The organism is Brevundimonas sp. UBA2416 (assembly GCF_002343105.1).
GTDB lineage: Bacteria > Pseudomonadota > Alphaproteobacteria > Caulobacterales > Caulobacteraceae > Brevundimonas.
On the sequence record NZ_DDRM01000012.1, the window covers coordinates 1 to 22,230 of the forward strand.

Annotated in this window: 20 protein-coding genes and 1 pseudogene; 12 read left to right on the forward strand and 9 right to left on the reverse strand. The window is 67.7% G+C overall.

The window, feature by feature from the left end:
• The 3 genes and pseudogenes from B3E43_RS03300 to B3E43_RS03310 form a co-directional block, all read left to right on the forward strand.
• Positions 1-186 (forward strand): hypothetical protein (locus tag B3E43_RS03300; RefSeq protein WP_292026576.1); only part of this gene is annotated, 186 nt, incomplete at its 5' end.
• A 6-nt stretch (positions 187-192) separates the two neighbouring features.
• On the forward strand, positions 193-723 hold the full coding sequence (locus tag B3E43_RS03305) for a hypothetical protein (protein WP_292026578.1): 531 nt from the start codon (positions 193-195) through the stop codon (positions 721-723).
• 26 nt (positions 724-749) lie between these two features.
• Positions 750-1,046: pseudogene (locus B3E43_RS03310) on the forward strand (hypothetical protein); the annotation flags it as partial.
• 12 nt (positions 1,047-1,058) lie between these two features.
• On the opposite strand, the gene B3E43_RS03315 reads toward B3E43_RS03310, so the two are convergent.
• Both B3E43_RS03315 and B3E43_RS03320 read right to left on the reverse strand, forming a co-directional pair.
• The gene (locus B3E43_RS03315) at positions 1,059-2,453 is read right to left on the reverse strand and encodes a hypothetical protein (RefSeq protein WP_292026580.1); all 1,395 of its coding nucleotides are present in this window, start codon (positions 2,451-2,453) and stop codon (positions 1,059-1,061) included.
• A gap of 426 nt (positions 2,454-2,879) precedes the next feature.
• The gene (locus B3E43_RS03320; protein WP_292026581.1) at positions 2,880-3,470 is read right to left on the reverse strand and encodes a hypothetical protein; all 591 of its coding nucleotides are present in this window, start codon (positions 3,468-3,470) and stop codon (positions 2,880-2,882) included.
• 376 nt (positions 3,471-3,846) lie between these two features.
• Between B3E43_RS03320 and B3E43_RS03325 the strand changes: the two genes are divergently transcribed.
• On the forward strand, positions 3,847-4,365 hold the full coding sequence (locus B3E43_RS03325; RefSeq protein ID WP_292026582.1) for a hypothetical protein: 519 nt from the start codon (positions 3,847-3,849) through the stop codon (positions 4,363-4,365).
• Between the two features lie 8 nt (positions 4,366-4,373).
• On the opposite strand, the gene B3E43_RS03330 is transcribed toward B3E43_RS03325, so the two are convergent.
• Both B3E43_RS03330 and B3E43_RS03335 read right to left on the reverse strand, forming a co-directional pair.
• A complete protein-coding gene (locus B3E43_RS03330) occupies positions 4,374-5,036 on the reverse strand; it encodes a DsbA family oxidoreductase (protein WP_292026583.1) in 663 nt (220 codons plus the stop codon).
• 235 nt (positions 5,037-5,271) lie between these two features.
• Entirely contained in the window at positions 5,272-6,450 is a 1,179-nt protein-coding gene (locus B3E43_RS03335) for an acetyl-CoA C-acetyltransferase (protein WP_292026584.1), read from the reverse strand.
• 219 nt (positions 6,451-6,669) lie between these two features.
• On the opposite strand from B3E43_RS03335, the gene trhA reads away from it, so the two are divergent.
• From trhA to B3E43_RS03350, 3 genes are read left to right on the forward strand one after another with little or no spacing between them, the layout of a single operon-like run.
• Positions 6,670-7,383, forward strand: coding sequence for a PAQR family membrane homeostasis protein TrhA (gene trhA / locus B3E43_RS03340; protein ID WP_292026585.1), 714 nt, complete (start codon positions 6,670-6,672; stop codon positions 7,381-7,383).
• Between the two features lie 59 nt (positions 7,384-7,442).
• The gene (gene phaR / locus B3E43_RS03345) at positions 7,443-8,042 is read left to right on the forward strand and encodes a polyhydroxyalkanoate synthesis repressor PhaR (RefSeq protein ID WP_292026586.1); all 600 of its coding nucleotides are present in this window, start codon (positions 7,443-7,445) and stop codon (positions 8,040-8,042) included.
• Between the two features lies 1 nt (position 8,043).
• Positions 8,044-8,394: a hypothetical protein gene (locus B3E43_RS03350; RefSeq protein WP_292026587.1), complete on the forward strand. Its 351-nt coding sequence runs from the start codon at positions 8,044-8,046 to the stop codon at positions 8,392-8,394.
• A 796-nt stretch (positions 8,395-9,190) separates the two neighbouring features.
• Here the strand turns inward: B3E43_RS03350 and B3E43_RS03355 are convergent.
• Both B3E43_RS03355 and B3E43_RS03360 read right to left on the reverse strand, forming a co-directional pair.
• Positions 9,191-9,616, reverse strand: coding sequence for a hypothetical protein (locus B3E43_RS03355; protein ID WP_292026588.1), 426 nt, complete (start codon positions 9,614-9,616; stop codon positions 9,191-9,193).
• 103 nt (positions 9,617-9,719) lie between these two features.
• Positions 9,720-10,448: a glycosyltransferase family 2 protein gene (locus B3E43_RS03360; protein WP_292026589.1), complete on the reverse strand. Its 729-nt coding sequence runs from the start codon at positions 10,446-10,448 to the stop codon at positions 9,720-9,722.
• Between the two features lie 123 nt (positions 10,449-10,571).
• Between B3E43_RS03360 and B3E43_RS03365 the strand changes: the two genes are divergently transcribed.
• From B3E43_RS03365 to B3E43_RS03375, 3 genes are all read left to right on the forward strand, one after another.
• Complete coding sequence (locus tag B3E43_RS03365; RefSeq protein ID WP_292026590.1) at positions 10,572-12,245, forward strand: ArnT family glycosyltransferase; 1,674 nt, start codon at positions 10,572-10,574, stop codon at positions 12,243-12,245.
• The gene (locus B3E43_RS03370; protein WP_292026592.1) at positions 12,242-13,156 is read left to right on the forward strand and encodes a hydroxymethylglutaryl-CoA lyase; all 915 of its coding nucleotides are present in this window, start codon (positions 12,242-12,244) and stop codon (positions 13,154-13,156) included. The genes B3E43_RS03365 and B3E43_RS03370 overlap by 4 nt, the downstream gene beginning before the upstream one ends.
• Positions 13,157-13,230: 74 nt before the next feature.
• Positions 13,231-14,544: an acetyl-CoA hydrolase/transferase family protein gene (locus tag B3E43_RS03375; RefSeq protein WP_292026594.1), complete on the forward strand. Its 1,314-nt coding sequence runs from the start codon at positions 13,231-13,233 to the stop codon at positions 14,542-14,544.
• 6 nt (positions 14,545-14,550) lie between these two features.
• Here B3E43_RS03375 and putA read toward each other — a convergent pair whose 3' ends face one another.
• Entirely contained in the window at positions 14,551-17,673 is a 3,123-nt protein-coding gene (gene putA, locus B3E43_RS03380) for a bifunctional proline dehydrogenase/L-glutamate gamma-semialdehyde dehydrogenase PutA (RefSeq protein ID WP_292026598.1), read from the reverse strand.
• A gap of 109 nt (positions 17,674-17,782) precedes the next feature.
• Here putA and B3E43_RS03385 point away from each other — a divergent pair, with 109 nt between their 5' ends.
• Both B3E43_RS03385 and B3E43_RS03390 read left to right on the forward strand, forming a co-directional pair.
• Positions 17,783-18,244 carry an Lrp/AsnC ligand binding domain-containing protein gene (locus tag B3E43_RS03385; protein WP_292026599.1) on the forward strand — a complete coding sequence of 154 codons (462 nt, stop codon included), beginning with the start codon at positions 17,783-17,785 and terminating at the stop codon, positions 18,242-18,244.
• Positions 18,245-18,388: 144 nt separating this feature from the next.
• Positions 18,389-19,474, forward strand: coding sequence for a glycosyltransferase family 4 protein (locus B3E43_RS03390; RefSeq protein WP_292026601.1), 1,086 nt, complete (start codon positions 18,389-18,391; stop codon positions 19,472-19,474).
• Positions 19,475-19,564: 90 nt separating this feature from the next.
• Here the strand turns inward: B3E43_RS03390 and B3E43_RS03395 are convergent, their stop codons facing one another.
• Positions 19,565-20,632 (reverse strand): substrate-binding domain-containing protein, encoded by a 1,068-nt coding sequence (locus tag B3E43_RS03395; protein WP_292026603.1) that lies wholly within the window; start codon positions 20,630-20,632, stop codon positions 19,565-19,567.
• 198 nt (positions 20,633-20,830) lie between these two features.
• Positions 20,831-22,228, reverse strand: coding sequence for a dihydrolipoyl dehydrogenase (gene lpdA, locus B3E43_RS03400; RefSeq protein WP_292026605.1), 1,398 nt, complete (start codon positions 22,226-22,228; stop codon positions 20,831-20,833).
• Positions 22,229-22,230 lie beyond the last annotated feature (2 nt).

A 22,230-nucleotide genomic window follows, 5' to 3' on the forward strand; every position in this document is an offset into this window, starting at 1 on the left:
CATTTCTGCAGCATGTGCGGCCCGAAATTCTGCTCGATGAAGATCAGCCAGGACATCCGGCGGGATGCACAGGCGCAGAATGATGCGGGGGGCTCGCTGGCGGAGGCGGAAGCCGGGATGGCGGAGATGAGCGCGAAGTTCAGGGCCGGGGGCGGGGAGCTCTTGGTCCCATCAATAAAAAGATAGCCGACAATGAAGCCAAGATTTCAGCAGGCTGAGTATGATGGTCTTTGTGGGTTCTATGCCGCTCTGAACGCGATGAGGTTTTTGGAAGAACAGAATCCTGCACGGTTCGGCCCGCTTCCTCGCAAAGACCAAGACTTGTTCAACGACGCGGTCGATTGTCTGAGCGCCATCGGCGTCGGGATCGATATAATTCGTGGCGACGGCGGGTTAATAGAAGGCCGTATAGCCCGCGTTTGTTCGGCACTGAAGCTGGAATACGATCTCCCAATCCGCGTCCACCGGATATCTCGTCTGCACAAGTCGAATTGGAGGAGCTTCTCGGACGTATTGGCTGCCGCAAAGCAACTGAGTCCTTCTAAAGCGTTCGCCATCGTCGCCTCGTGCGAAGATGGCCGACATTGGACGGCTTACGGTCAAGCCAGCGACGGCTCTGAGTTTCGCTTCGACTCGAGCATCAATGTCCGAAGCAGGAAAGTCGATGGCCGTACCACGAAGGCATTTGGCCACGAGGAGGGAGTAATCCTGTCACCAGAGTAGTTTCAGAGATCGTTTTTTGCAGGGCCGACCCCGAAACCGCCCGCAGACACCACGACGCCACCCTGCCGAAAGAGGCCCACAAGACCGCCCGTTTCTGCAGCATGTGCGGCCCGAAATTCTGCTCGATGAAGATCAGCCAGGACATCCGCCGGGACGCGGCGGCGCAGAACGACGCGGGGGGATCGCTGGCCGAGGCGGAAGCCGGGATGGCGGAGATGAGCGCGAAATTCCGGGCCGGGGGGCGGGGTGGTGGAGGTGAAGGTCTAGACGGCAAGAAAAAAGGGGCGGGTCCTAAGACCCGCCCCTCGATTTCCAGCCCGTGATTTGGGTGGGGATCAGAGTACCCGGTAGTAGCTCGCGGCCTGCTTATGGCTGGACGGGCTCTTCGCCAGACGCTGGGGATCCCAGTCGTAGGCATCGAGTTGGCCGTCAAAGAGCGGCGCGGCCTTTTCAAGCTTGTCCATAACCGCCTTATCGATGTCGTCGGTGGCCCAGACGACTTCATCGCCCTCGATTTTCATGAGGGCCGACAGAGCTGTCACGAAGGGGATGATCAACGCATCAGGATACTTCCACTTCATGTCCTTCGACGAGCGCTGGAAGAAGGGAGTCAGGGGACGGATCCCTGTGTATCCGGAAGCGTCTTTACCCTCGGCTTTCAGCTCCTTCAGCTTCTCCGGATCGTACATCTTGACGACGCTCCGCCGCCCAAACCGATGGGTTCCGTCGTTGTAGAACCGGGGAAATTTCTCGTAGATCAGATCGTAAAGCCGCGGCAGATCGCCCGTGATGAACAGGCAAGATTCGACGGTCGCGTGCTTCAGCTCCCGAGTTTGCCCGGCTTGGCCGCCGATCGGTTCGGTGACTTCGTTGTGCGCCATCAGCGTTTTGAACTTCTCGGAACACTCCCCCTTGTTGCGATAGATATTCTGGGGAAGCACCGAGATATCCATGGGCAGGAGTTTGTGCTCGTTCGCGAAGTTCAGCGGGATCCAGGCCAGAGCGACGATGTCCCGGACCGGAATGGGCTTCGCTTCAGGCTGCTCGACCACTCCCGGCTTCCATTCCACCCGGTGGCTGAGTTCTACCGGAAGCGCGTCCTTCAACACGTCGTAAAAGCCGAGCTTGTTTTGGAATGCCTCCGTCTTGACTTCAGTATTGGCGTTTCGGGCCTGCGAGATATCGAAGGCTGCGCGATCGAAGGCTTCCTGATCGGCTTCGCTGGTGGAACCGGGATAGAGAAGCTCGACGGACACGAGATCCTCAGGGTCGAACTCCAGTCCCTCGATTTCCTTCCGGTTTTCGGCCCAAACGTGGTCGAGTTGCTCCCACGTCTTGATCCGGGCGACTTCCCTCTCCCCGAGAACTTGAGACAGGACGAAAAGGCCGATGGCGAACAGGTTGTGACCGCCGTCCAAGACCCCGTCCACGAACTCCTTTTCAAAGGTAACGCGGAACCGGTTGCGCTGAAGTTCCTCCACCCGATGAGAGGAAATCAGCAGTCCCTTGGACTTGAACCGCAACAGCTCAGGGCTGTCGTTCATAGTGCCCAGAATGCCTTCGATGATGGCATTGCGCTTTGCGCTGCGGGGATTGGGGGCCAACGCTTTGCTGTCAAAGATCGGCAGCAGTTGACCGATATTCACGAAGCCCACCGCGCGGCGAATGGAGCTCGCGTCGCCGCTCGGTTGAACGGAGACGTGGGTGAATTTCAGAACGAACGTAGACATAAAAAAGTCCCTCTCGACTTTCGAAAGGAACAAGCAACGCTCGAAAAACAGCGAGCAGCGCTCCTTGGAGCGCGATCTAGTTTTCGACCGAAACCTATTCCAGGCTTCAAATTGGGGCATTGCTGCCCCAGGTTCCGCAGCTTTTCAGACTGCACGCCAGAGATCGTCGGTCGCCGGGTTGTTGTCAAGGCTTACACCTTGTCATCCCGGAAGCCGCGCAGCGGCTATCCGGGACGGGACAGCATCCACCACGCCCCGCCCGGAAGGCGCACCGCGCCTGTCCGGGCGACAGGTCAGGGCCGCACCGCGTGGCTCCCGGCTCAGCCCCGACGGGCTGTCCGGGAGGGCATACAGGGGGGGGGCGTCGTCCCGACTCTGCGCCGCCGCGCGGCTTGGCCGGGATGACAAACAGCGGTCAGCCCCGCCTCACACCGCCAACGTCGTCGGCACGATCTGCCACGCATAGTACGCCAGTCCCGCGGTCAGCAGGACGATGTTGACCCAGCGCCGGCGCACGAAGATCAGCAGGGCGTAGAGGGTGGTGAACTCCCACGGCGCCGCTTTCAGCACGCCCCAGACGGTGATCGGTCCGGCCTCGGGAAAGTCGCCGATCGCCCAGCGCACCATGCCATCCAGCCAGAACAGCAGCAGGCCGGCGATCAGGGCGCCGAAGGTGAAGGCGCGCGTGCGGTCATAGTGGGCGTAGAGGTCGACCGGCCCCTCCTCGGGCGGCGTCTCGGGCAGGACGAAGGCGGCGGCGAGGAAGGGCAGCAGCAGCTTGGTCACCTGCAACAGGATCAGGCCGGTGGTCGTGGTCTCGCGATCGCGGTCGCCCCACTGCCCCAGCCAGACCGAGACGATGACCAGGAAGATGATCCCGGCCAGCAGCACCGGCTCGGGAGCCCATTTCACCCGCCGCCCGGCCATCACCAGCCGGTGCACGCTCGAGGCCATATGCGCCAACGCCAGGCCGAGGATGACGGCGGACAGGCCGAAGGTGAATTCGAACAGCGACATGGACCGACGTTCGGGGAAGGCGCGGGGGGCGTCAAGCGGCGGTGGGGGGGGTCTTGTCATCCCGGAAGCCGCGCAGCGGCTATCCGGGACGGGACAGCATCCACCACCCCCCGCCCGGAAGGCGCACCGCGCCTGTCCGGGCGACAGGTCAGGGTGGCGCCGCGTGGCTCCCGGCTCAGCCCTGACGGGCTGTCCGGGAGGGCATGGAGGGCGCACGCACCGTCCCGGCTCTGCGCCGCTGCGCGGCTTGGCCGGGATGACAAAGAGGCTCTGCGCCGCCGCGCGGCTGGGCCGGGATGACAGGCAGCCTCTCCCCCACGTCCAGATCTGACGTACCCCCGCCCTAACCTCCCCCGCGATCACAAGGGAGGACCCCATGCCCGACGGCGCCCCCGCCCGCCCCGCCAACGGTCATCGCCCCGCGCCCGACGAGGTCTGGGCCCAGGTGCGTGAGGACTATCTGGCCGGGATCTCCGCCCCCGAATGCTGCCGGCGGCACGGGGTCGGGCTGACCGCGCTGCGCAAGCGGGCGGCGGGCGAGGGCTGGCGGCGCGCCGACCAGCCGTGGACGCCGCCGGTCCGGCTGGACCCGTGGGACGAGGGCGTGCTGCTGGAGGAGCAGGTCGACGGCGACCTCGACAAGGTCGAGCTGCATGAGCTGGAATGGGTCGCCGACCGGCGGATGATGCGGGCCGTGCTGCGCGGCGACGCCGTCGAGGCCCTCCGCTGGCGCCGGGTGCGCTACGTGATCGAGTCCGACGCCCGGGAGCTGGCGCGGCGGATCCACGCCGACGAGGTCATGCGCTGGGCCTTCGACGAAGCCGGCCCCCCGCGCGCGGCGCACGATGCGCACGATGTGAACGGTGTGAACGGTGTTTCCGGACGCGGCGGGTGAGGGCCGGCTCAGCCCCCGGCGGCCATCTGTCTGAGGGCCTCTTCAAACACCGCCGCCGGCTGCCCGCCCGAGATCAGCCACTTCCCCTCCACCACCACGGCGGGCACGCCATTGATCCCGCGCGAGACCCACAGCGCCGCCTCCGCACGCACCTCGGCGGCGTAACGCCCCTCCGCCAGCACCTCGACCGCCCTCGCCCGGTCCAGCCCCGCCGCCGCCGCCGCGTCGGCCAGGACGCCGGCGTCGGTCATCGTCCGGCCCTCGGTGAAATGGGCCGTGAACAGCGCCGCCTTCAGCGCCCTCTGTTCGGCCGCCCCCACCGTCCCCGCCCAGTGCAGCAGCCGGTGGGCGTCGAAGGTGTTCCAGATGCGACTGTCCGGCCCCATCCGCATGTCGAAGCCCGGCCAGGCCTCGGCGGCCCGCTCGGTGATCATGGCCCGGTTGGCCGCCGACTGTTCGGGGGTCGAGCCGTATTTGCGGCCGATGTGGTCGACGATGTTCTCGCCCTCGGGCGGCATCTGCGGGTTCAGCTCGAACGGCTGGAAATGCACCTCCGCCGTGATCCCCTCGGCCTTCAACGTCTCCAGCGCCGCCTCCAGCCCGCCCAGCCCCACCACGCACCAGGGGCAGACGATGTCGGAGACGAAGTCGATGTGCAGGGTCTTGGCCATGGGGGACCTCCGGTGCGGCCTTCAGGATCGTCGGTTCATCACAAAGACCACAAAGGGATCACAAAGAACACGAAGGGGCCGGCGCCTCCGCGGCGCCCGTCAGGGCGACGCAACCGATCGATTGCGGGCAAGGGCCCGCGAAGCCCGAAACAGACGGGCTCCCTTCGTGTTCTTCGTGCCCGTCTTCGTGTCCTTCGTGATGAACCAGCCGGCCCCGGAGGAGCGTGCGCTGGCCTCAGTCCCGCTCGACGCAGAGAGCCACGCCCATGCCACCGCCGATGCACAGGGTGGCCAGCCCCTTCTTCGCCCCGCGCCGCTTCATCTCGTGCAGCAGGGTGGTCAGGATGCGGGCGCCCGAGGCGCCGATCGGATGGCCGATGGCGATGGCGCCGCCGTTGACGTTGACCTTGTCCGGGTCCAGCCCCAGCTCGCGCAGGACGCACAGGCTCTGGGCCGCGAAGGCCTCGTTGGACTCGACCAGATCGAGGTCGGCGACGGTCCAGCCGGCCTTCTCCAGCGCCTTCTTCGAGGCCGGGATCGGGCCCGTGCCCATGACCGCCGGATCGACCCCCGCCGTGGCCGAGGAGACGATCCGCGCCAGCGGCTCCAGCCCCCGGGCCTTCGCGTCGGCCGCGCTCATCAGCACCAGCGCGGCCGCCCCGTCGTTCAGCCCCGAGGCGTTGGCGGCGGTGACGCTGCCTTCCTTCGTAAAGGCGGGCTTGAGCCCCTGCATCGCCTCCAGCGTCGCGCCGTGACGGATGAACTCGTCCTTGTCGACGTCCGTGTCGCCCTTGCGGCCCTTGATGGTCACCGGGACGATCTCGTCATCGAACCGCCCCGCCTTCTGCGCCGCCTCGGCCTTGTTCTGGCTGGCCACGGCGAAGGCGTCCTGATCGGCCCGGCTGATGCCGAACTTGTCCGCCACGTTCTCGGCCGTCTGGCCCATGTGATAGCCGTTGAAGGCGTCCCACAGGCCGTCGCTGATCATGGTGTCGATGAGCTTGAGGTCGCCCATCTTCTGACCGGTGCGCAGGGCCTGGGCGTGGGGCGCCTGGCTCATGCTTTCCTGCCCGCCGGCGACGACGATGCGCGCGTCGCCCAAGGCGATCTGCTGGGCCCCGATGGCCACGGCGCGCAGGCCCGAGCCGCAGATCTGGTTCAGGCTCCAGGCCGGGGCCTCCTTCGGAATGCCCGCCCCCATGGCCGCCTGCCGCGCCGGGCCCTGCCCCGCCGCCGCCTGCAGGACGTGGCCGAGGATGACCTCGTCGACCTCTTCCGGCTTCACCCCCGCCCGCTCCAGCGCCGCGCGGATGGCGACCTCGCCCAGCTTCGACGCCGGCAGGCTCGACAGGCCGCCGAGGAAGGACCCGACCGGCGTGCGCGCGGCGGAAACGATGACGACGTCAATGGACATGGTGTGACCCCTTGTGCCGGCCGGGACGGGGGAGCGTCCGGGCCATGGAAAACGAAACCTCTACGCCCTCGCCGGGCGTTAGGCCCCGCGAAACGAGTCGTGGCGTTTCTGCCGCATCCCGCCGCCTTCGTCACGCATGACGACGCCGTTCAGCGAATGGTCACCCGCCGCCCCCATGATGGCGGGAACAAACAAGAGCGAGAAAGGCTTGATGGGGCCATGCTCAAGAGATTGAAGAACGTCTTCGTGCAGGTCTGCGTCCCCGACGAGCTGGACATGGCCGAGCACTACCGGACGCCGGCGGAAAAGACCGCCGACCTGATCGTGCATGTGGTCGGCCTGACCCTCGCCGCCGTCGGCGGCATCGTCCTGGCCGTGCTGGCCGCCATCTACGCCGGCATCGGCGCGGTCGTGGCCACCTCGGCCTACGCGCTCTGCCTGATCGCCATGCTGACGGCCTCGACCATCTACAACCAGACCCATCCCTGCGCCGCCCGGCCCATCCTGCGCCGGATCGACGAGGCGGCCATCTTCCTGATGATCGCCGGCAGCTACACCCCCTTCACCACCCAGCGCTTTGAAGGCGCCTGGGCCATCGGCTTCACCCTGCTGGTCTGGGCCATCGCCCTGGCCGGGGTCGCCGTCAAACTGGTCGCCCCGCGCATCTCCGACGCCTTCTGGAGCGCGGTCTATATCGGCTTCGGCTGGCTGGCCGTCCTGGCGCTCAAGCCGATGATCGACACCGTCCATCCGATCGCCCTGGGCCTGCTGGTGCTGGGCGGCCTGATCTACACCGCCGGCGTCTTCGTCTTCATCAGCCCGTCGGTGAAGTTCCGCCGGGCGATCTGGCACGGGTTCGTCGTCACCGGCGCCACCGTGCACTGGGCCGCGGTGCTGGTGGGCGTGGTTCTGGCCCCCGCCGCCGCGGGCTGATTTGCATGCGGCTTCGCGCTGCGGGATAGTGCGGCAGTGCAACAGGTCAGGGGTTTGGCGTGGCGGACAAGAAGGCCGGAGCGGGCGACACCGTCGTCATCAAGAAATACGCCAACCGGCGGCTCTACAACACCGCCACCAGCGCCTATGTGACGCTCGAGGACCTGGCCAGGATGGTCCGCGAAGGCACCGACTTCGTCGTCTTCGACGCCAAGACCAATGACGATCTGACGCGCCAGATCCTGACCCAGATCATCTTCGAGGAAGAGAGCCGCGGCGAGGCCCTGCTGCCGGTCCAGTTCCTGCGCCAGTTGATCGGCTTCTACGGCGGCCAGATGCAGGGGGTGCTGCCCAGCTATCTGGAGATGTCCCTGGACAGCTTCAGCCGTCAGCAGGAACAGATGCGCGGCCAGTTCTCCAAGGCCTTCGGCGCGGCGCCCGGCGCGGGCATCCTCGACGAGGCCGTCAAGCGCAACATGGCCCTGTTCACCGACGCCATGAAGATTTGGCCGGGCTTCAACGCCCTGACCCCCGGCGCCCCGACGCCCGGCGCCGCGCCTGCACCGACGTCTGCGCCCGCCGCTGATCCGTTGGCCGAGATGCGCCGTCAGATGGACGAGATGCGCAACCAGCTCGACAAGCTGTCGAAGGGCAGCTGACATGACCGACGAGGTTCGCCCCGTCGAGCCCGTCCAGCGCCGCGCGGATCGCCGCGCCGATGACCGGCGCGCCGCCGAACGCCGGGCTGCCTCCGCCTCGCGAGCCCTCGTCCCGGTGGACTTCCCGGTCGAGGCTGCCGAGCCCCCGGCAAGACCTGCCCCAACTCCGCCCGCAGACCCGGGCGCAGCTGTCTTCGCCGCCCAGATGATCGGACAGACCGGCCAGCGCCGCGGCCTGAAGGGCGGCCCGCCGGTGCTGGACGCAGCGCGGTCAGCCTATCTCGGGACCGAGCATTCGGGGGCCGCCGAACGCCGGCCCTTGCCGGGTAAGGCGAAAGACACCGACGTCTGAGGCGACGGCACGGTCCTTGCTGAACGAGGGCTTCTCAAGCCTCGTTCGGGACCGCCGCCATGCTGACCATCCTCTCGCGCACCTTCGACATCACAGTCGTTGCGCTGATCTTCGTGGCCTTCTCCTGATTTTCAAAGACCGTCTTGTTGGGCCGCGGTCACAGGGCTCCGCCCTGTCGACCCGACGCGGCCTCGCGCTTCGCGCAGGCTGAAGCGCTCTCCGGCAGGACTGGCGGAAAGGTCAGGGAGGGTGCGGGGCGGCCGGGCCTCGCCCGGTGCTTTGATTGTTTTACCGTTTCGACGAAGCCTGACCTTGGCCGCCCTTCTGATCCGCCCGTGAAGTCACGGTCGGGAAGGGACGGCGCCGCCCCGCGCAGCCGTTTTCCACGCGCCCTCCGGGTAGTGGCCCTGACTTCGGACCTGACCGGATCTCCGCCGCAGCCGTTGCCGGCTGCGACGCGCGGCGGACATGACGGTCTCGCCGTCAGCAGCCCGCACAAGAAGCGCGCGGCGAGCAGGCGGAGGCCATCCATCGACCTCCGCAAGGACCCCCGAGGTATCCATCCCCCGGGCTTCTTCGCTCGACCACAGCCCGCCGACATCGAGGCGCTGGATCCGACGCCCTCCCCACCGACGGGATGGGCAGGAGTCTGACACGGGTCCCAGCCATGATGGCTGGCGACGCTCAAAAAACTTTTAATTGTGGAAAAACAGTGATTTGGCGGCGACGCTTATGCTGACAATCGCTCGATTGCAAGCAGAGTGTCGCGCCCCAAACCGGCATCGTGTCGGCCTGATCAGCCGGCGCCGAACTCCAGGTCCTTGCGGGCCGAGATGATGGTGACGATGAAGCCCGCCAGGACGTCCAGCATGACCATGGTCAGGATCAGGAAGAAGGTCGAGGTCGCGAAGCCCTTGAAGAGCAGGAAGGCGACCAGGCAGAAAACGAAGAGGATCATCGACAGGGCGTGGTTGACGATGGCCACCTTCTGGCTGGACGTCGATTTCAGCAGTTCAAAGAACAGCAGGATCAGCGACAGGAACAGGATCAGGTCGCCGGTTCCGACGTTCCAGGCGCTGCCAGACACCATCGGGATCGAGAACAGGGGCTCACTCAACGCCTGTTGCGCCGCCGCAAGTCCACCGGATCCAAGGACGCCGAACCCGATGACGATGGCGTAGATCACCACGGGGATGAACAGAAGCGGGATGGCGATCAGCATGGCGGGCTCCATCGTCTTGCGGCCGCGGAACGGCCGCGCTTGTTAACGATGCTTACCCCGGTTCGATCCAAACGGCTACGCCCGCTCGCGCGTCAGGGGAAAGTCAGAATTCGCTGATCGCGCCGGGCCGGCGGGAGCGCGATTTCAGCCACATCACGCCAAGCAGATCGGACAGCGAGGCGACCAGCCGCCCCCAGTTGGTATATTTCGACTGGCCCGTCTCACGATGACGGTGGTCCACATCGAGATAGAGGTTCTGATAGCCCTCGCGGATCATCAGGGCCGGCAGATACCGGTGCAGGTGATCGAAATAGGGCAGGCGCAGGAAGATTTCCCGCCGAAACGCCTTCAGCCCGCAGCCCGTGTCGTCGGCGTCGTCACCCAGCAGTTTGCGACGGATGCGGTTGGCCCACAGGGAGGCCTGACGCTTGGCACCGGAATCCTGGCGTTTCGCCCGCACGCCACCGACCAGGGCGACCGACGAGGGGGAGGATGCGAGCAGGTCGGCCAGCTTCGGCGCGTCGGCCGGCGGGTTCTGGCCATCGCCGTCGAGGGTCACCACGATCGCCCCGCGCGCCGCCAGCACGCCGGTGCGCACCGCGCGGCTCTGCCCGGCATTGGACCCGTGGCTGAGCACGCGAAGCGCCGGGAGTTCTGTCATGAGGCCGCGCAATTCGTTCAGCGTGCCGTCCCGCGAGGCGTCATCGACGAAGACCATCTCATACGACCGGCCCTCGAAGGCCGCGGCGATCTCGCGCGCCAGAGGCCCGGCGGCGCCCTCTTCATTGTGGACGGGGACGACGACGGAGATATCGGGGATCGCTGCGTTCATCCCGGCTGTCTAGCGGGTTTCCGCGCCGGGCGGGAGATAGCGCGGGTTCGCCATATGCCACCCTGCACCGGGCGGTGGTCCAAACAATGACGCGCCGCGAGGCGGCGTGTTAGGAAGATGAATATGAAGGCTTCCGATCTCGACCGATACATCGCCGGCTGGCGCGGCCCCCTGCTCGCCGCCCTGGTGGCGCTGCTGGCGGGGCTGCCCACGCTGATGCTGCTGCCGCCGCTGGACCGGGACGAGAGCCGTTACGCCCAGGCCACGTCGCAGATGCTGGAGACCGGCGACTTCGTCGACATCCGCTTCCAGGACGATCCGCGCTGGAAGAAGCCGGTCGGCATCTACTGGATGCAGGCCGTCGCGGTGGCGGTCACCTCGAGTGTCGAGAGCCGTGACATCGCCCCCTACCGCATCCCCTCCATCCTCGGCGCCATGCTGGCCGCGGCCGCCTGCGCCTGGGCCGGGGCGGCCATGTTCGGGCAGAGGGCGGGCTTCCTGGCGGGCGCCATCCTTGGGGCCACCTTCCTGCTGTCGACCGAGGCCGGGATCGCCAAGACCGACGCCATGCTGTGCGGGGCTGTGACCCTGGCCATGGCCGGCCTGGCGCGAATCTATCTGGCGACGCGAGCGGGCGAGGCGCCCATCCGGCCGCACAAGCTGATGTTCTGGCTGGGTCTGGGACTGTCGATTCTCATAAAGGGTCCGATCGGTTTGATCGTCGTGGCGCCCGCCATGATCGCCCTGTCGGTCTGGGACCGCGACTTCAGCTGGCTGAAGCGGCTGGGCTGGGGCTGGGGGCTGCCGCTGGTCGCCCTGATCGTCGGACCATGGGCTATCGCCATCACCATCGCCACCGACGGCGGCTTCTGGACCGAGGCCATCGGCGGCGATCTGGCGCCCAAGATCGCGGGCGGCGACGAGGGGCACGGTGTTCCGCCGGGCCTGTATCTGCTGATCGCGCCCCTGCTGTTCTTCCCGGCCACCCTGTTGCTGCCCGCGGCCCTCTCGGCAGGGTGGCACAGACGGACGGAGCCCGCGATCCGCTTCCTGATCTGCTGGCTTGTTCCGGCCTGGCTGATCTTCGAACTGACCCCGACCAAACTGGCCCACTATACCCTGCCGACCTTCGGCGCCCTCGCCCTGCTGGCCGCCGCCGCCTTGACCCGCCCCATCGGCAAGGTCTCGCGCTACACCGGGGCGGGGCTGACGATCGCGGCCGGCGCCCTGCTGGCCGTCGCCTCGGTCTGGTTGCTGACCGAATACGGCCGCTCCACGGCCCAGACCTGGGCCACGATCACCATCGTCTTCGCCATTCTGGCCAGCCTGATCGGAGCCTTCCTGATGCTGCACCGGGCGGCGATGACGGCCGTGATGGCCTCGATCGTCCTCGGCGTCATCGCTCACGGGGCCCTGTCCGGCACCCTGCGGCAGCTTCGCCCGCTGGCCGTAGCCCCCCAGGTGGAGAAGGTTCTTCTGGCCGCCAACCTGCACCCGCGTCAGGGCCGCGCCGGACCGGTGGCCGTCACCGGCTTCCATGAGCCCAGCCTCGTCTTCCTGACCGGCCGGGACACCGAACTGACCGACGCCGCCGGCGCCGCCCGCGCCCTGGCCGAGGGTCGACCCGTCATCGTCGAGGCGCGTGACGCCGACGCCTTCCGCGAGGCCACAGCCGAGCTGGGGGTGACGGGACGCGCCGTCGGCGAGGTCAACGGCCACAACTATTCCAAGGGCGAGGGCGTCCGCCTGACCGTCTACGCCCCGCCCGGCGGACCGGTGGTGGAGCCGCCACGGTGAGCCGGGCCGTCACCATCGTCGAGGTCGGCCCCCGCGACGGATTGCAGAACGAGAAGGCGATCCTTGAGCCGGCCGTCCGCGCGGATCTGGTGCGCCGGCTGGAAGCCGCCGGCGCCCGCCGCATCGAGGCGGTCAGCTTCGTCCATCCGAAATATGTGCCGCAGATGGCCGGGGCCGAAGAGGTCATGGCGGCGCTGCCGCACGAGGCGGGATGCAGCCGGATCGGCCTGGTCCTGAACGGCAAGGGCTATGACCGGGCGCTCGGCACGGCGGTGGACGAAGTCAATGTCGCCATGTCCGCCACCGACGGCTTCGGGTTGAAGAACCAGGGGCTGTCGGTCGACCAGCAGGTGCAGATGCTGGCCGACATCATCGCCGGCCGGGCGAATGCCGCTGGATCGCCGGGCGCGACGCCGTCGCTGTCCGCCACCCTGTCCTGCGTCTGGGGCTGCCCGTTCGATGGCGAGGTCGGGGTAGATCAGGTGGCCGATCTGGTGGGGCGGATCGCCGAACTGGGCGTCGCGGAGATCGCCCTGGCAGACACCATAGGCGCGGGCGATCCGTGGGCCGTCACGCGGAAGGTCGAGGCGGCGCGGAAGGCTGCGCCAGAGGCGGTGCTGCGGTTGCATTTTCACGACACGCGGAACACGGGACTGGCCAACGCCTATGCGGGGGTCGAGGCGGGGGTGACGGTCCTCGACGCCTCGGTCGGCGGCATTGGCGGTTGTCCGTTCGCACCGGGGGCCACCGGCAATATCGCCACCGAGGACCTGGTCTATATGCTCGAACGGGCCGGGTTCAGCACCGGCTACGACCTCGACGCCCTGATCGGAATCGCGCGCTGGATCGGCGAGAAGATCGGCCGCCCGGCGCCGAGCGCGCTGAGCCGGGCGGGGGGATGGCCGAAGTAACCACGGCGCCTTGATCAAAGTCAGGTTTCCATCGGCCCGATCGGCTAGGGTCACGAACCGCGATGGAAACGCCCATGTCGAATGCACTGTACACCGAGCGTCTGATGTCTGCGGCCGACGCCGTCGCCCTCATTCCGTCGGGCGCCCGTGTGGCGATGGGACTCGGATTTTCCCAGCCTCCAGCCATTCTCGCAGCACTGGCCGAAAGGGCCGCGGCCGGGCAGGTCGACGACGTCAGCCTCTACTATCTGCTGTCCACCGGCATCGCCGGCGGGACGGTGTTCAGGGACGAGCTGATGGGCCGGATCCGCCCGATGAGCCTGTTCCACAGCGCCATCGAGCGGGGGCTGGAAGCGCGGGCGCGGGCGGCCGGACGGCCCAATCCGGTGACCTTCATCCCCACCGGTTTCCAGCAGGTTCCGCGGCTGATGCGGGAGGCCGGGGTCGACACCCTGATCTGCACCGTCTCGCCGATGGACGACGACGGCTTCTTCAGCTTCGGGATCAACACTGACTACAACAGGCCGGTCAGCGAGCACGCCGGGCGGATCATCCTCGAGGTCAACCCGGCCATGCCGCGGGTCTTCGGCGACTGCACGGTCCATATTTCGCGGGTGACGGCGGTGGTCGAGAACGCCGTACCCCTGCTTGAACTGCCCCTGGTCGCATCGTCGCCCAATGACCTCGCCATCGGCGGGTTGATCGCCGAGATGATCGAGGACGGCTCGACCCTTCAGATGGGTATCGGCGCCCTGCCGAACGCGGTCTGCGCGGCTCTGCGAAACCGGCGCGATCTCGGTCTGCACACTGAAATGCTCACGCCGGGGCTGGTCGAGCTGATGCAGGAGGGGGTCATCACAAATGCGCGCAAGACCCTGCATCCCGGCAAGGGGGTGTTCTCCTTCTGCATGGGGACGCGGGCCACCTACGACTTTCTCGACGGCAATCGCGACATGGAGGCCCGTCCGGTCGACTATGTGAACGATCCGGCCGTCATCGCCCGCAACGACCGGATGATCTCGGTCAACGCCACACTGCAGGTCGATCTGACCGGCGCCTGCTGTTCGGAGCATCTGAACGGCCGCCAGTTTACGGCGTCAGGCGGTCAGCTGGATTTCGTGCGCGGGGCCTATGCCTCTGCCGGCGGGCGGTCGATCATCGCCTGCCATTCCACCGCAGCAAAGGGGACGGTGTCACGGATCGTGGCCCGGCTGGACGGACCGGTGACGGTGCCGCGCAACGACGTCCACATCGTCGTCACGGAGCACGGCCGGGCAGAGCTGAAGGGCAAGAGCGACGCCGAGCGCGCCCGCGCCCTGATCGCCATCGCGGACCCGAAATTCCGGGAGGCGCTGGAGCGGTCGGCGCGGGATGCAGGGCTGCTGTAAGGCGACCTAGAGGTTCAGCAGGGCCGGGTCGCCGCCCTGGGCGGAGATGTTGTTGCTGATGGCCTTTTCGGAGGCGTAGCGGATCAGGCTCCAGGGGCCGCCGGCCTTGGGGCCGGTGCCGGAGAGGCCCTCGCCGCCGAAGGGCTGGACGCCGACGACGGCGCCGATGATCGAGCGGTTGATATAGACGTTGCCGGCCGGGACGAGGCGCGCGACCTCCTCGGCGAAGGCCTCGATCCGGCTGTGCACGCCCAGGGTCAGGCCGTAGCCGCGGGCGGCCAGTTTCGACGCCGTCTCCTTCAGCTTCGACGGCTCGTAGCGGCAGATGTGCAGGATCGGGCCGAAGACTTCGCGTTCCAGATAGTCGGGGGTCGGGATCTCGGCGATGGTCGGGGCGAACAGATGGCCCTTGTCGGCGCCGGCGGGCAGTTCGGCGCGGGCAATGATCTTCGCGTCGCCTTCGAGCCGCTTCAGGTGGGCGTCGAGCGCGGCCTTCGCGTCGGAGTCGATAACCGGGCCGATGTCGGTGGCGGGGTCGGTCGGATCGCCCACGACCTGGGCGGCGAGGGCGCCCTTGAGGCCCTCGATCAGGGCGTCGGCGGCGTCATGCGGGACATAGAGCAGACGCAGGGCCGAGCAGCGCTGACCTGACGAGCCGAAGGCCGACAGGATGACGTCGTCGATGATCTGTTCCTTCAGCGCCGTCGTGTCGACGAACATGCCGTTCAGTCCACCGGTCTCGGCGATGAAGGGGATGATGGCGCCGGGGCGGGCGGCGAGGGAGCGGTTGATCAGATTGGCGGTGTCGGTGCCGCCGGTGAAGGCGACGCCGTCGATGCCCGGGTGGCTGACCAGTTTGGCGCCGACCGTCTCGCCACGACCGGGTACGAGGGCCAGCAGGTTCGGGTCCAGGCCAGCCTTGTAATAGAGGCGGACGGCCTCGGCGGCGATCAGGGGCGTCTGTTCGGCGGGCTTGGCGAGGACGGCATTGCCGGCGGCGAGCGCCGCGGCGATCTGGCCGGTGAAGATGGCCAGCGGGAAGTTCCACGGGCTGATGCAGGCGAAGACGCCGCGGCCGTGCAGGACCAGCTGGTTGATCTCGCCGACGGGGCCCTTGAGCTCGGTCGGGCCGCCGAAGTCGCGTTGGGCCAGCATGGCGTAGTAGCGGCAGAAGTCGGCGGCTTCGCGGATCTCGGCCACCCCGTCGTTCAAGGTCTTGCCGGCCTCGCGCGACAGCAGGGCGACCAGCCGGTCCATATTGGCTTCCAGCGCATCGGCCATGGCGCGCAGGACCACGCCGCGAGCGGCCCCGCCCTTGCGGTCCCAGGCGATCTGGGCGCGGGCGGCGGCGTCGACGGCGGCGTCGATGTCGGCCTCGGTCGCTTCCGAGACATGGCCCAGCACGCGGGTCGTATCGAAGGGATTGGTGACCGGCTGGGGATTGGTTCCGGCCTTGAGCTTGCCGCCGATGATCGGGCCGGCGGTCAGGGTCTCGCTGTCGACCTTCTGCAGCGCGATGGCGTGGCGCTCACGGTCGGCGGCTTGCGAATAGTCGCGGCCCAGCGAGTTCTGGCGGTCCATGTACATGTCCTTCGGGGTCGGGATCTTGGCGTGGCGGTCGGGGTGGGCCTCGACGGCGGAGATGGGGTCGGCGGCGACGGCGGCGGCCGGCACCCGCTCGTCCAGCAGGGCGTGGACGAAGGAGGAGTTGGCCCCGTTCTCGAGCAGGCGGCGCACGAGATAGGGCAGCAGGTCCTCATGCCCGCCGACGGGGGCGTAGGCGCGGACGGTCACCGGGCCGAAGGCGTCGCGGGCGGCGTCGTACAGCGCCTCGCCCATGCCGTGCAGGCGCTGGAATTCGATCTTCACCGAGCGCTCGGACGCCATCTTGTAGACGGCGGCCAGGGAGTGGGCGTTGTGGGTGGCAAACTGGCTGTAGATGTGCGGCGCCGCCTCGATCATCGCTTTCGCGCAGACGAGGTAGTTGAGGTCGGTCGCGGCCTTGGTGGTGAAGACCGGATAGTCGGTGCGGCCGAAGACCTGGGCGCGCTTGATCTCGGTGTCCCAGTAGGCGCCCTTGACCAGCCGGACCATCAGCCGGCGGCCGGTGGTCTTCGCCAGTTCGGCGACGCGGCGGATCACCTCGGGGCAGCGCTTCTGGTAGGCCTGCACCGCGAGGCCGAGGCCGGTCCAGCCGCCCAGATCGGGCTCATGCGCCAGCCGGTCGAGCAGCTTCAGCGACAGGGCCAGGCGGTCGGCCTCTTCGGCGTCCATGGTGAAGTTGATGTCGTACTGGGCCGCGATGCGGGCCAGCCGCAGGATGCGGGGGTAGAGCTCGTCCCAGACGCGGGCCTCGTGGGTGGCCTCATAGCGGGGCGACAGGGCCGACAGCTTGACCGAGACGCCGTGGCCGGCCTCGGGCCCCTGCCCTTTCGCCGTCTTGCCGACGGCGGTGATGGCGTCGGCGTAGATTGTCTCATAGCGCTCGGCGTCATGGGCGGTGCGGGCGCCCTCGCCCAGCATGTCGAAGCTGCACAGCCAGCCCTCGCGGTTCGACCGCTTCAGCGCCGCCTCGATGGTGCGGCCGACCACGAACTGTTCGCCCATGATGCGGACGGCCGCGGCGACGGCCTCGCGGATGACCGGCTCGCCCAGACGGCCGACGATCCGTTTGAGGAAGCCGGGCAGGTCGGTGCGGGCCTCCTCGTCCACATCGACCAGCTTGCCGGTCAGCATCAGGCCCCAGGTGGAGGCGTTGACGAACAGGCTGTCGGACTGGCCGAGGTGGCTGGCCCAGTCGGCCGAGCCGATCTTCTCGGCGATCAGACGGTCGCGGGTCTCTTCATCCGGCGTGCGCAGCAGGGCCTCGGCCAGGCACATCAGGGCCAGACCCTCGCGGGTGCCCAGCGAGAACTCCTGCAGGAAGCTCTCGACCACGCCCTGTTTCTTGACGCTGGCGCGGGCCCGTTCGACGAGGCCTATCGCGCTGGACAGGACGGAGGCCCGTTCGGCCGCATCCAGCGGGATGCGCGCCAGCAGGCCCCGGACCGTGGCGGTCTCGTCCGCGAACTTGCCCTGGTCCAGCGAATCCCAGTGGGCGACGCTGGAGGGGGAGAAGGCGGTCGTCATGGGCGTTCGATCCTGAGTACCCCGGGCATATATGGCGGACTCTGCCGAATGTGTATCGTATCATCCGCTGCCATGCCGATGATCGTTCGGTCAAACGGGGGATGTACCGATGGAAGTGCTCGACGCCGTGGATCGCCGCCTGCTGCGCGCCCTGCAGGAGGATGGCCGTCTGTCGAACGCCGAACTGGCGCGGCGTTGCAACCTGTCCGCCGCGGCCTGCTTCGAGCGGGTCCGACGGCTGAGGGCGCGGCGGGTGATCACCGGCTACGCCGCACTGATCGATCCGGCCAAGGTAGGGCGCGGCCTGCTGATCTTCGTGGAGGTGCTGCTGGACCGCACCACAGGCGACATGTTCGAGGCCTTCGCCGAGGCGGTGCGCCGTCAACCCGAGGTGCTGGAGTGCCATATGGTGGCGGGCGGATTTGACTATCTGATCAAGGCGCGGGTCGGCGACATGGACGCCTATCGGGCGTTTCTGGGCGACGTGCTGGTGCGAATGCCGGGCGTGCGCGAGACGCGGACCTATGCGGTGCTGGAAGAGGTCAAGGCGACGACGGCGCTGCCACTCTGACCGCGGGCTGCTCCCCGGCGAGACGGAAGCACGCGCGGCGGGGCTGGATGACCGAAACCGCCGGAGAGCGTTCGTCTGTCTCGCCAAGTTCACCGTAACCCGCTAGATCAGTTCCCCGATCAACGGCGGAGCCATCCGGCCCATATGCGCATCGTTCTGGCCACTGACGCCTGGGAGCCCCAGGTCAACGGCGTCGTCCGCACCCTGACCCGGACCATCGCGGAATGCCGCGCCATGGGCCATGAGGTCGAGGTCATCGAGCCGAGCCAGTTCAAGACCATCCCGGCACCGACCTATCCGGAAATCCGGCTGGCGCTGGGCGCCGAGGAAGAGATCCGCGAGCGGCTGCGGGCCTATGAGCCGGAGGCGGTCCATATCGCCACCGAGGGGCCGATCGGCATCGCCACGCGGCGCATCTGCGTGGAATGGAAGCTGCCGTTCACGACCAGCTATCACACGAAATTCCCTGAATATATCTCGGCGCGCTTCCCGGTCCCGGTGCAGGTCGGCTACGCCTACATGAAGTGGTTCCACAAGCCGTCGGGCCGGCTGATGGTGGCCACGCCGACGCTGCGGGACGAGCTGCTGGAACGCGGCTTCCGCAATGTCTCGCCCTGGTCGCGGGGTGTGGACACCGAACAGTTCAATCCGGATCTGCCGCGCATCTATGACGAGCTGGGCGGCAAGGACTGGCCGCGGCCCTTCTTCCTCAATGTCGGACGGGTGGCGGTCGAGAAGAATATCGAGGCCTTCCTCGAAACCGACCTGCCGGGCACCAAGATCGTGGTCGGCGACGGCCCTGCCCGCGCCGAGCTGGAGCTCAAATATCCCGAGGCCAAATTCCTCGGGGCCCGGTTCGGCGAGGAGCTGGCGCGGTGTTTCCGCGACGCCGACGTCTTCGTCTTCCCCAGCTGGACCGACACCTTCGGCCTGGTGATCCTGGAGGCCATGGCCACGGGCACGCCGGTGGCCGCCTATCCGGCACACGGGCCGATCGACATCATCCCGGGCTCGAACGCCGGCGCCATCGACGAGGACCTGCGCACGGCCTGTCTGGAGGCGCTGAAGTGCGACCGCAAGGCTGTGCGCGCCTATGCCGAAAAGTTCAGCTGGCGCGCGTCGGCCGAGGAGTTCGTGCAGAACCTTCAGCCCTATCCGGAGCCGGAACGCGGACGCTTCTGGCGGCGGCTGCGGCGCATCGCGCGGCTGAGGCGGAAGACAGCGGCCTGAGGGAGCGATTAGGGAACAGGGATGAGGGATGAGGACTGCCTAGCGGCTGCTTCACTCATCCCTCTTCCCTAATCCCTCATCCCTGACTGCCTACTCCGCCGGCGCCGTCATCACCGTCATCGCCGTCGCGATGGCGCGTTGGGCGGCCAGTTGGTCGGCCGGCAGCGGCACCAGACCGCGGTCCTGCAGATAGCCGCCGCGGCCGGCGGCAGCATCGGACATGAACTCCATCACGAACTGCTCCAGCCCCGGCGTCACGCCGACGTGCTGCTTCTTGACGTAGATGAACATCGAGCGGGAGATCGGATACTCACCCGAGGCGATGGTCTCGAGCGTCGGCATGACGCCGTTGACGCTGTGCGCCTTCACCGTGTCGTTGTTCTGCTCGAGGAAGGAATAGCCGAAGGCGCCGGTCGAGCCGGGGGTGCGGGTCAGGGTCTGGACGATGGCGTTGTCATTCTCGCCGGAATCGACCCAGGCGCCGTCTTCGCGCAGGGTGTGAGCCAGGGTCTCGAACCGGTCCTCGTCGCTCTCGGCCAGGGCCGCCAGCGCAGGTATCGCCCGGGCCGAGGGCGCCATGGCCAGCTCCAGCCAGGAGTCGCGCGTGCCCGAGGTGGGCGGAGGACCGTAGACCAGGATGCGGCTGGAGGGCAGGCCGGGGTTGACCTGGTTCCAGGTGGTGTGCGGATTGGCGATAAAGGTCCCGTTCGGTCCCGGCACTTCCTTGGCGAGGGCCAGGTACAGGTCGTCGCCCGAGAAGCCGTAGTCGGGGGCGTTACGGGCGGTCGCGATGACCAGTCCGTCGAAGCCGATCTGGATCTCGACGATGTCGGTGACGCCGTTGGTCCGGCACAGCTCGAACTCGGACGCCTTCATCCGGCGCGAGGCGTTGGCGATGTCCGGGGTGTTCGGTCCCACGCCCTGACAGAAGGCCTGGATGCCGCCGCCGGTACCCAGCGCTTCGACGCGGGGTGCGGCGCCGCCCGAGGTGCGGGCGAAATTCTCGGCCACGCGGGTGGCGAAGGGGAAGACCGTCGAGGAGCCCGCGGCCCATATGCCCGCACGGGCGGTCTGGTTGCCGGCCGACTGGTCGTTGTTGCAGGCCCCGAGGGCGAGCAGGGCGATCGCCGAGGCGGCGGCGAGCAGGGCGCGGGTCATCGTCAGTCTCCGGAACAAGAGCAGATGGCGCCGCTTGGACCACAGGTTTGTGACGGGGAGGCTGACGGTGATGTGACGGTTCGACGACGGGAGGAAGGGATTAGGGATGAGGGATGAGGAAGGACAGGCGATGGCTGCGGCCCCCGTGTCAGCCAGCCCGGTCGCCCTAATCCTTGGTCCTACCATCATCCCTCATCCCTAGATGTGGATCGCATGCCCCAGCGCCCGCAGGGACGCCTCATGGAAGGCCTCGCCCATGGTCGGGTGGACGTGGATGGTTCCGGAGACGTCCTCCAGCACCGCGCCCATCTCCAGCATCTGGGCGAAGCTGTTGGACAGTTCGGAGACGTGCTGGCCGACGGCCTGGACGCCGAGCAGGCGGTGATCGGTCTTCGACGCCAGCACCCGGACGAAGCCGCCATCGTCGCCGGCCTCCAGCGCCAGGGCGCGGCCGATGGCCATCAGGGGGAAGACGGCGGTGAGGACGTCGTCGCGGCCCTCGACATCGAGCGGCGTCAGGCCGGCGGAGACGATTTCGGGCTCGGTGAAACAGACGGCGGCGATGGTGACCGGGTCGAAGCGCTTGTTGTGACCCGCGATGATCTCGGCGACGACCTCGCCCTGGGCGCTGCCCTTGTGGGCCAGCATGGGTTCGCCGGTCAGGTCGCCGACGGCCCAGACGTTCTTCATCGAGGTCGCGCAGCGGTCGTCGATCTTGACGAACGGGCCGGCCATGGCGACGCCCATATTCTCCAGACCCCAGCCCTGGGTGCGCGGGCGGCGGCCGACGGTGACGAGAACCTTGTTGGCCTTGAGCGTGAGGGCGGCGCCGTCCCTCGTGGTGACGTTGAGCTGGCCCTTTTCGAACGACCCGGCTTTCGCGCCGAGGTGCAGTTCGACGCCGTGTTTCTCCAGCCATTTGGCGACCGGATCGGTCAGGGCCTTGTCATAGAGCGGCAGCAGGCGGTCGGCCATTTCGACGATGGCGACCTCGGCCCCCAGCTTGCGGAAGGCGATGCCGAGTTCGAGGCCGATATAGCCGCCGCCGACCACGACCAGCTTGCCGGGCACCTTGTCCAGCGACAGGGCCTCGGTCGAGGAGATGACGTCGCCGCCGAATTTGAGGAAGGGCAGTTCGACCGGCTCGGAGCCGGTGGCGAGGATGACGTGTTCGGCGCTGATGGTGATGTCGCCGTCGGCCGTCTTCACCGTGCAGGTCTTGGCGTCGGTGAAGTTCGCCCAGCCCTTGATGACCTTGACCTTCGACTTCTTCAGCAGGGCGGCGACGCCGGCGTTCAGCTTGCGGACGATGCCGTCCTTCCAGGCCGTGGTCTGGGCCAGGTCGATGGCGGGTTTGGAGGCCGTGATGCCGAGCGTGCCGCCGGCAGCGGCCTTGCTGACCGTCTCGAACTTCGAGGCCGCGTGGATGATGGCCTTGGACGGAATGCAGCCGACGTTCAGGCAGGTCCCGCCGAGGCCGTCGCCGCCGTCGACGAGGACAGTGTCGAGGCCCAGCTGGCCGCAGCGGATGCCCGCGACATAGCCGCCGGTGCCGGCGCCGATGATGAGGACTTTGGTTTTGATCGTCTCAGCCATGG

What these genes read in the sequence shown, in the direction of transcription:
- B3E43_RS03335 (WP_292026584.1), bottom strand. Translation starts at nt 6,450, where the DNA reads ATGTCCATTGACGTCGTCATCGTTTCCGCCGCGCGCACGCCGGTCGGG.
- putA (WP_292026598.1), bottom strand. Translation starts at nt 17,673, where the DNA reads ATGACGACCGCCTTCTCCCCCTCCAGCGTCGCCCACTGGGATTCGCTG.
- B3E43_RS03330 (WP_292026583.1), bottom strand. Translation starts at nt 5,036, where the DNA reads ATGGCCAAGACCCTGCACATCGACTTCGTCTCCGACATCGTCTGCCCC.
- B3E43_RS03375 (WP_292026594.1), top strand. Translation starts at nt 13,231, where the DNA reads ATGTCGAATGCACTGTACACCGAGCGTCTGATGTCTGCGGCCGACGCC.
- B3E43_RS03350 (WP_292026587.1), top strand. Translation starts at nt 8,044, where the DNA reads ATGACCGACGAGGTTCGCCCCGTCGAGCCCGTCCAGCGCCGCGCGGAT.
- trhA (WP_292026585.1), top strand. Translation starts at nt 6,670, where the DNA reads ATGCTCAAGAGATTGAAGAACGTCTTCGTGCAGGTCTGCGTCCCCGAC.
- B3E43_RS03360 (WP_292026589.1), bottom strand. Translation starts at nt 10,448, where the DNA reads ATGAACGCAGCGATCCCCGATATCTCCGTCGTCGTCCCCGTCCACAAT.
- B3E43_RS03365 (WP_292026590.1), top strand. Translation starts at nt 10,572, where the DNA reads ATGAAGGCTTCCGATCTCGACCGATACATCGCCGGCTGGCGCGGCCCC.
- B3E43_RS03320 (WP_292026581.1), bottom strand. Translation starts at nt 3,470, where the DNA reads ATGTCGCTGTTCGAATTCACCTTCGGCCTGTCCGCCGTCATCCTCGGC.
- B3E43_RS03385 (WP_292026599.1), top strand. Translation starts at nt 17,783, where the DNA reads ATGGAAGTGCTCGACGCCGTGGATCGCCGCCTGCTGCGCGCCCTGCAG.
- B3E43_RS03390 (WP_292026601.1), top strand. Translation starts at nt 18,389, where the DNA reads ATGCGCATCGTTCTGGCCACTGACGCCTGGGAGCCCCAGGTCAACGGC.
- B3E43_RS03395 (WP_292026603.1), bottom strand. Translation starts at nt 20,632, where the DNA reads ATGACCCGCGCCCTGCTCGCCGCCGCCTCGGCGATCGCCCTGCTCGCC.
- B3E43_RS03355 (WP_292026588.1), bottom strand. Translation starts at nt 9,616, where the DNA reads ATGCTGATCGCCATCCCGCTTCTGTTCATCCCCGTGGTGATCTACGCC.
- B3E43_RS03325 (WP_292026582.1), top strand. Translation starts at nt 3,847, where the DNA reads ATGCCCGACGGCGCCCCCGCCCGCCCCGCCAACGGTCATCGCCCCGCG.
- B3E43_RS03315 (WP_292026580.1), bottom strand. Translation starts at nt 2,453, where the DNA reads ATGTCTACGTTCGTTCTGAAATTCACCCACGTCTCCGTTCAACCGAGC.
- B3E43_RS03305 (WP_292026578.1), top strand. Translation starts at nt 193, where the DNA reads ATGAAGCCAAGATTTCAGCAGGCTGAGTATGATGGTCTTTGTGGGTTC.
- lpdA (WP_292026605.1), bottom strand. Translation starts at nt 22,228, where the DNA reads ATGGCTGAGACGATCAAAACCAAAGTCCTCATCATCGGCGCCGGCACC.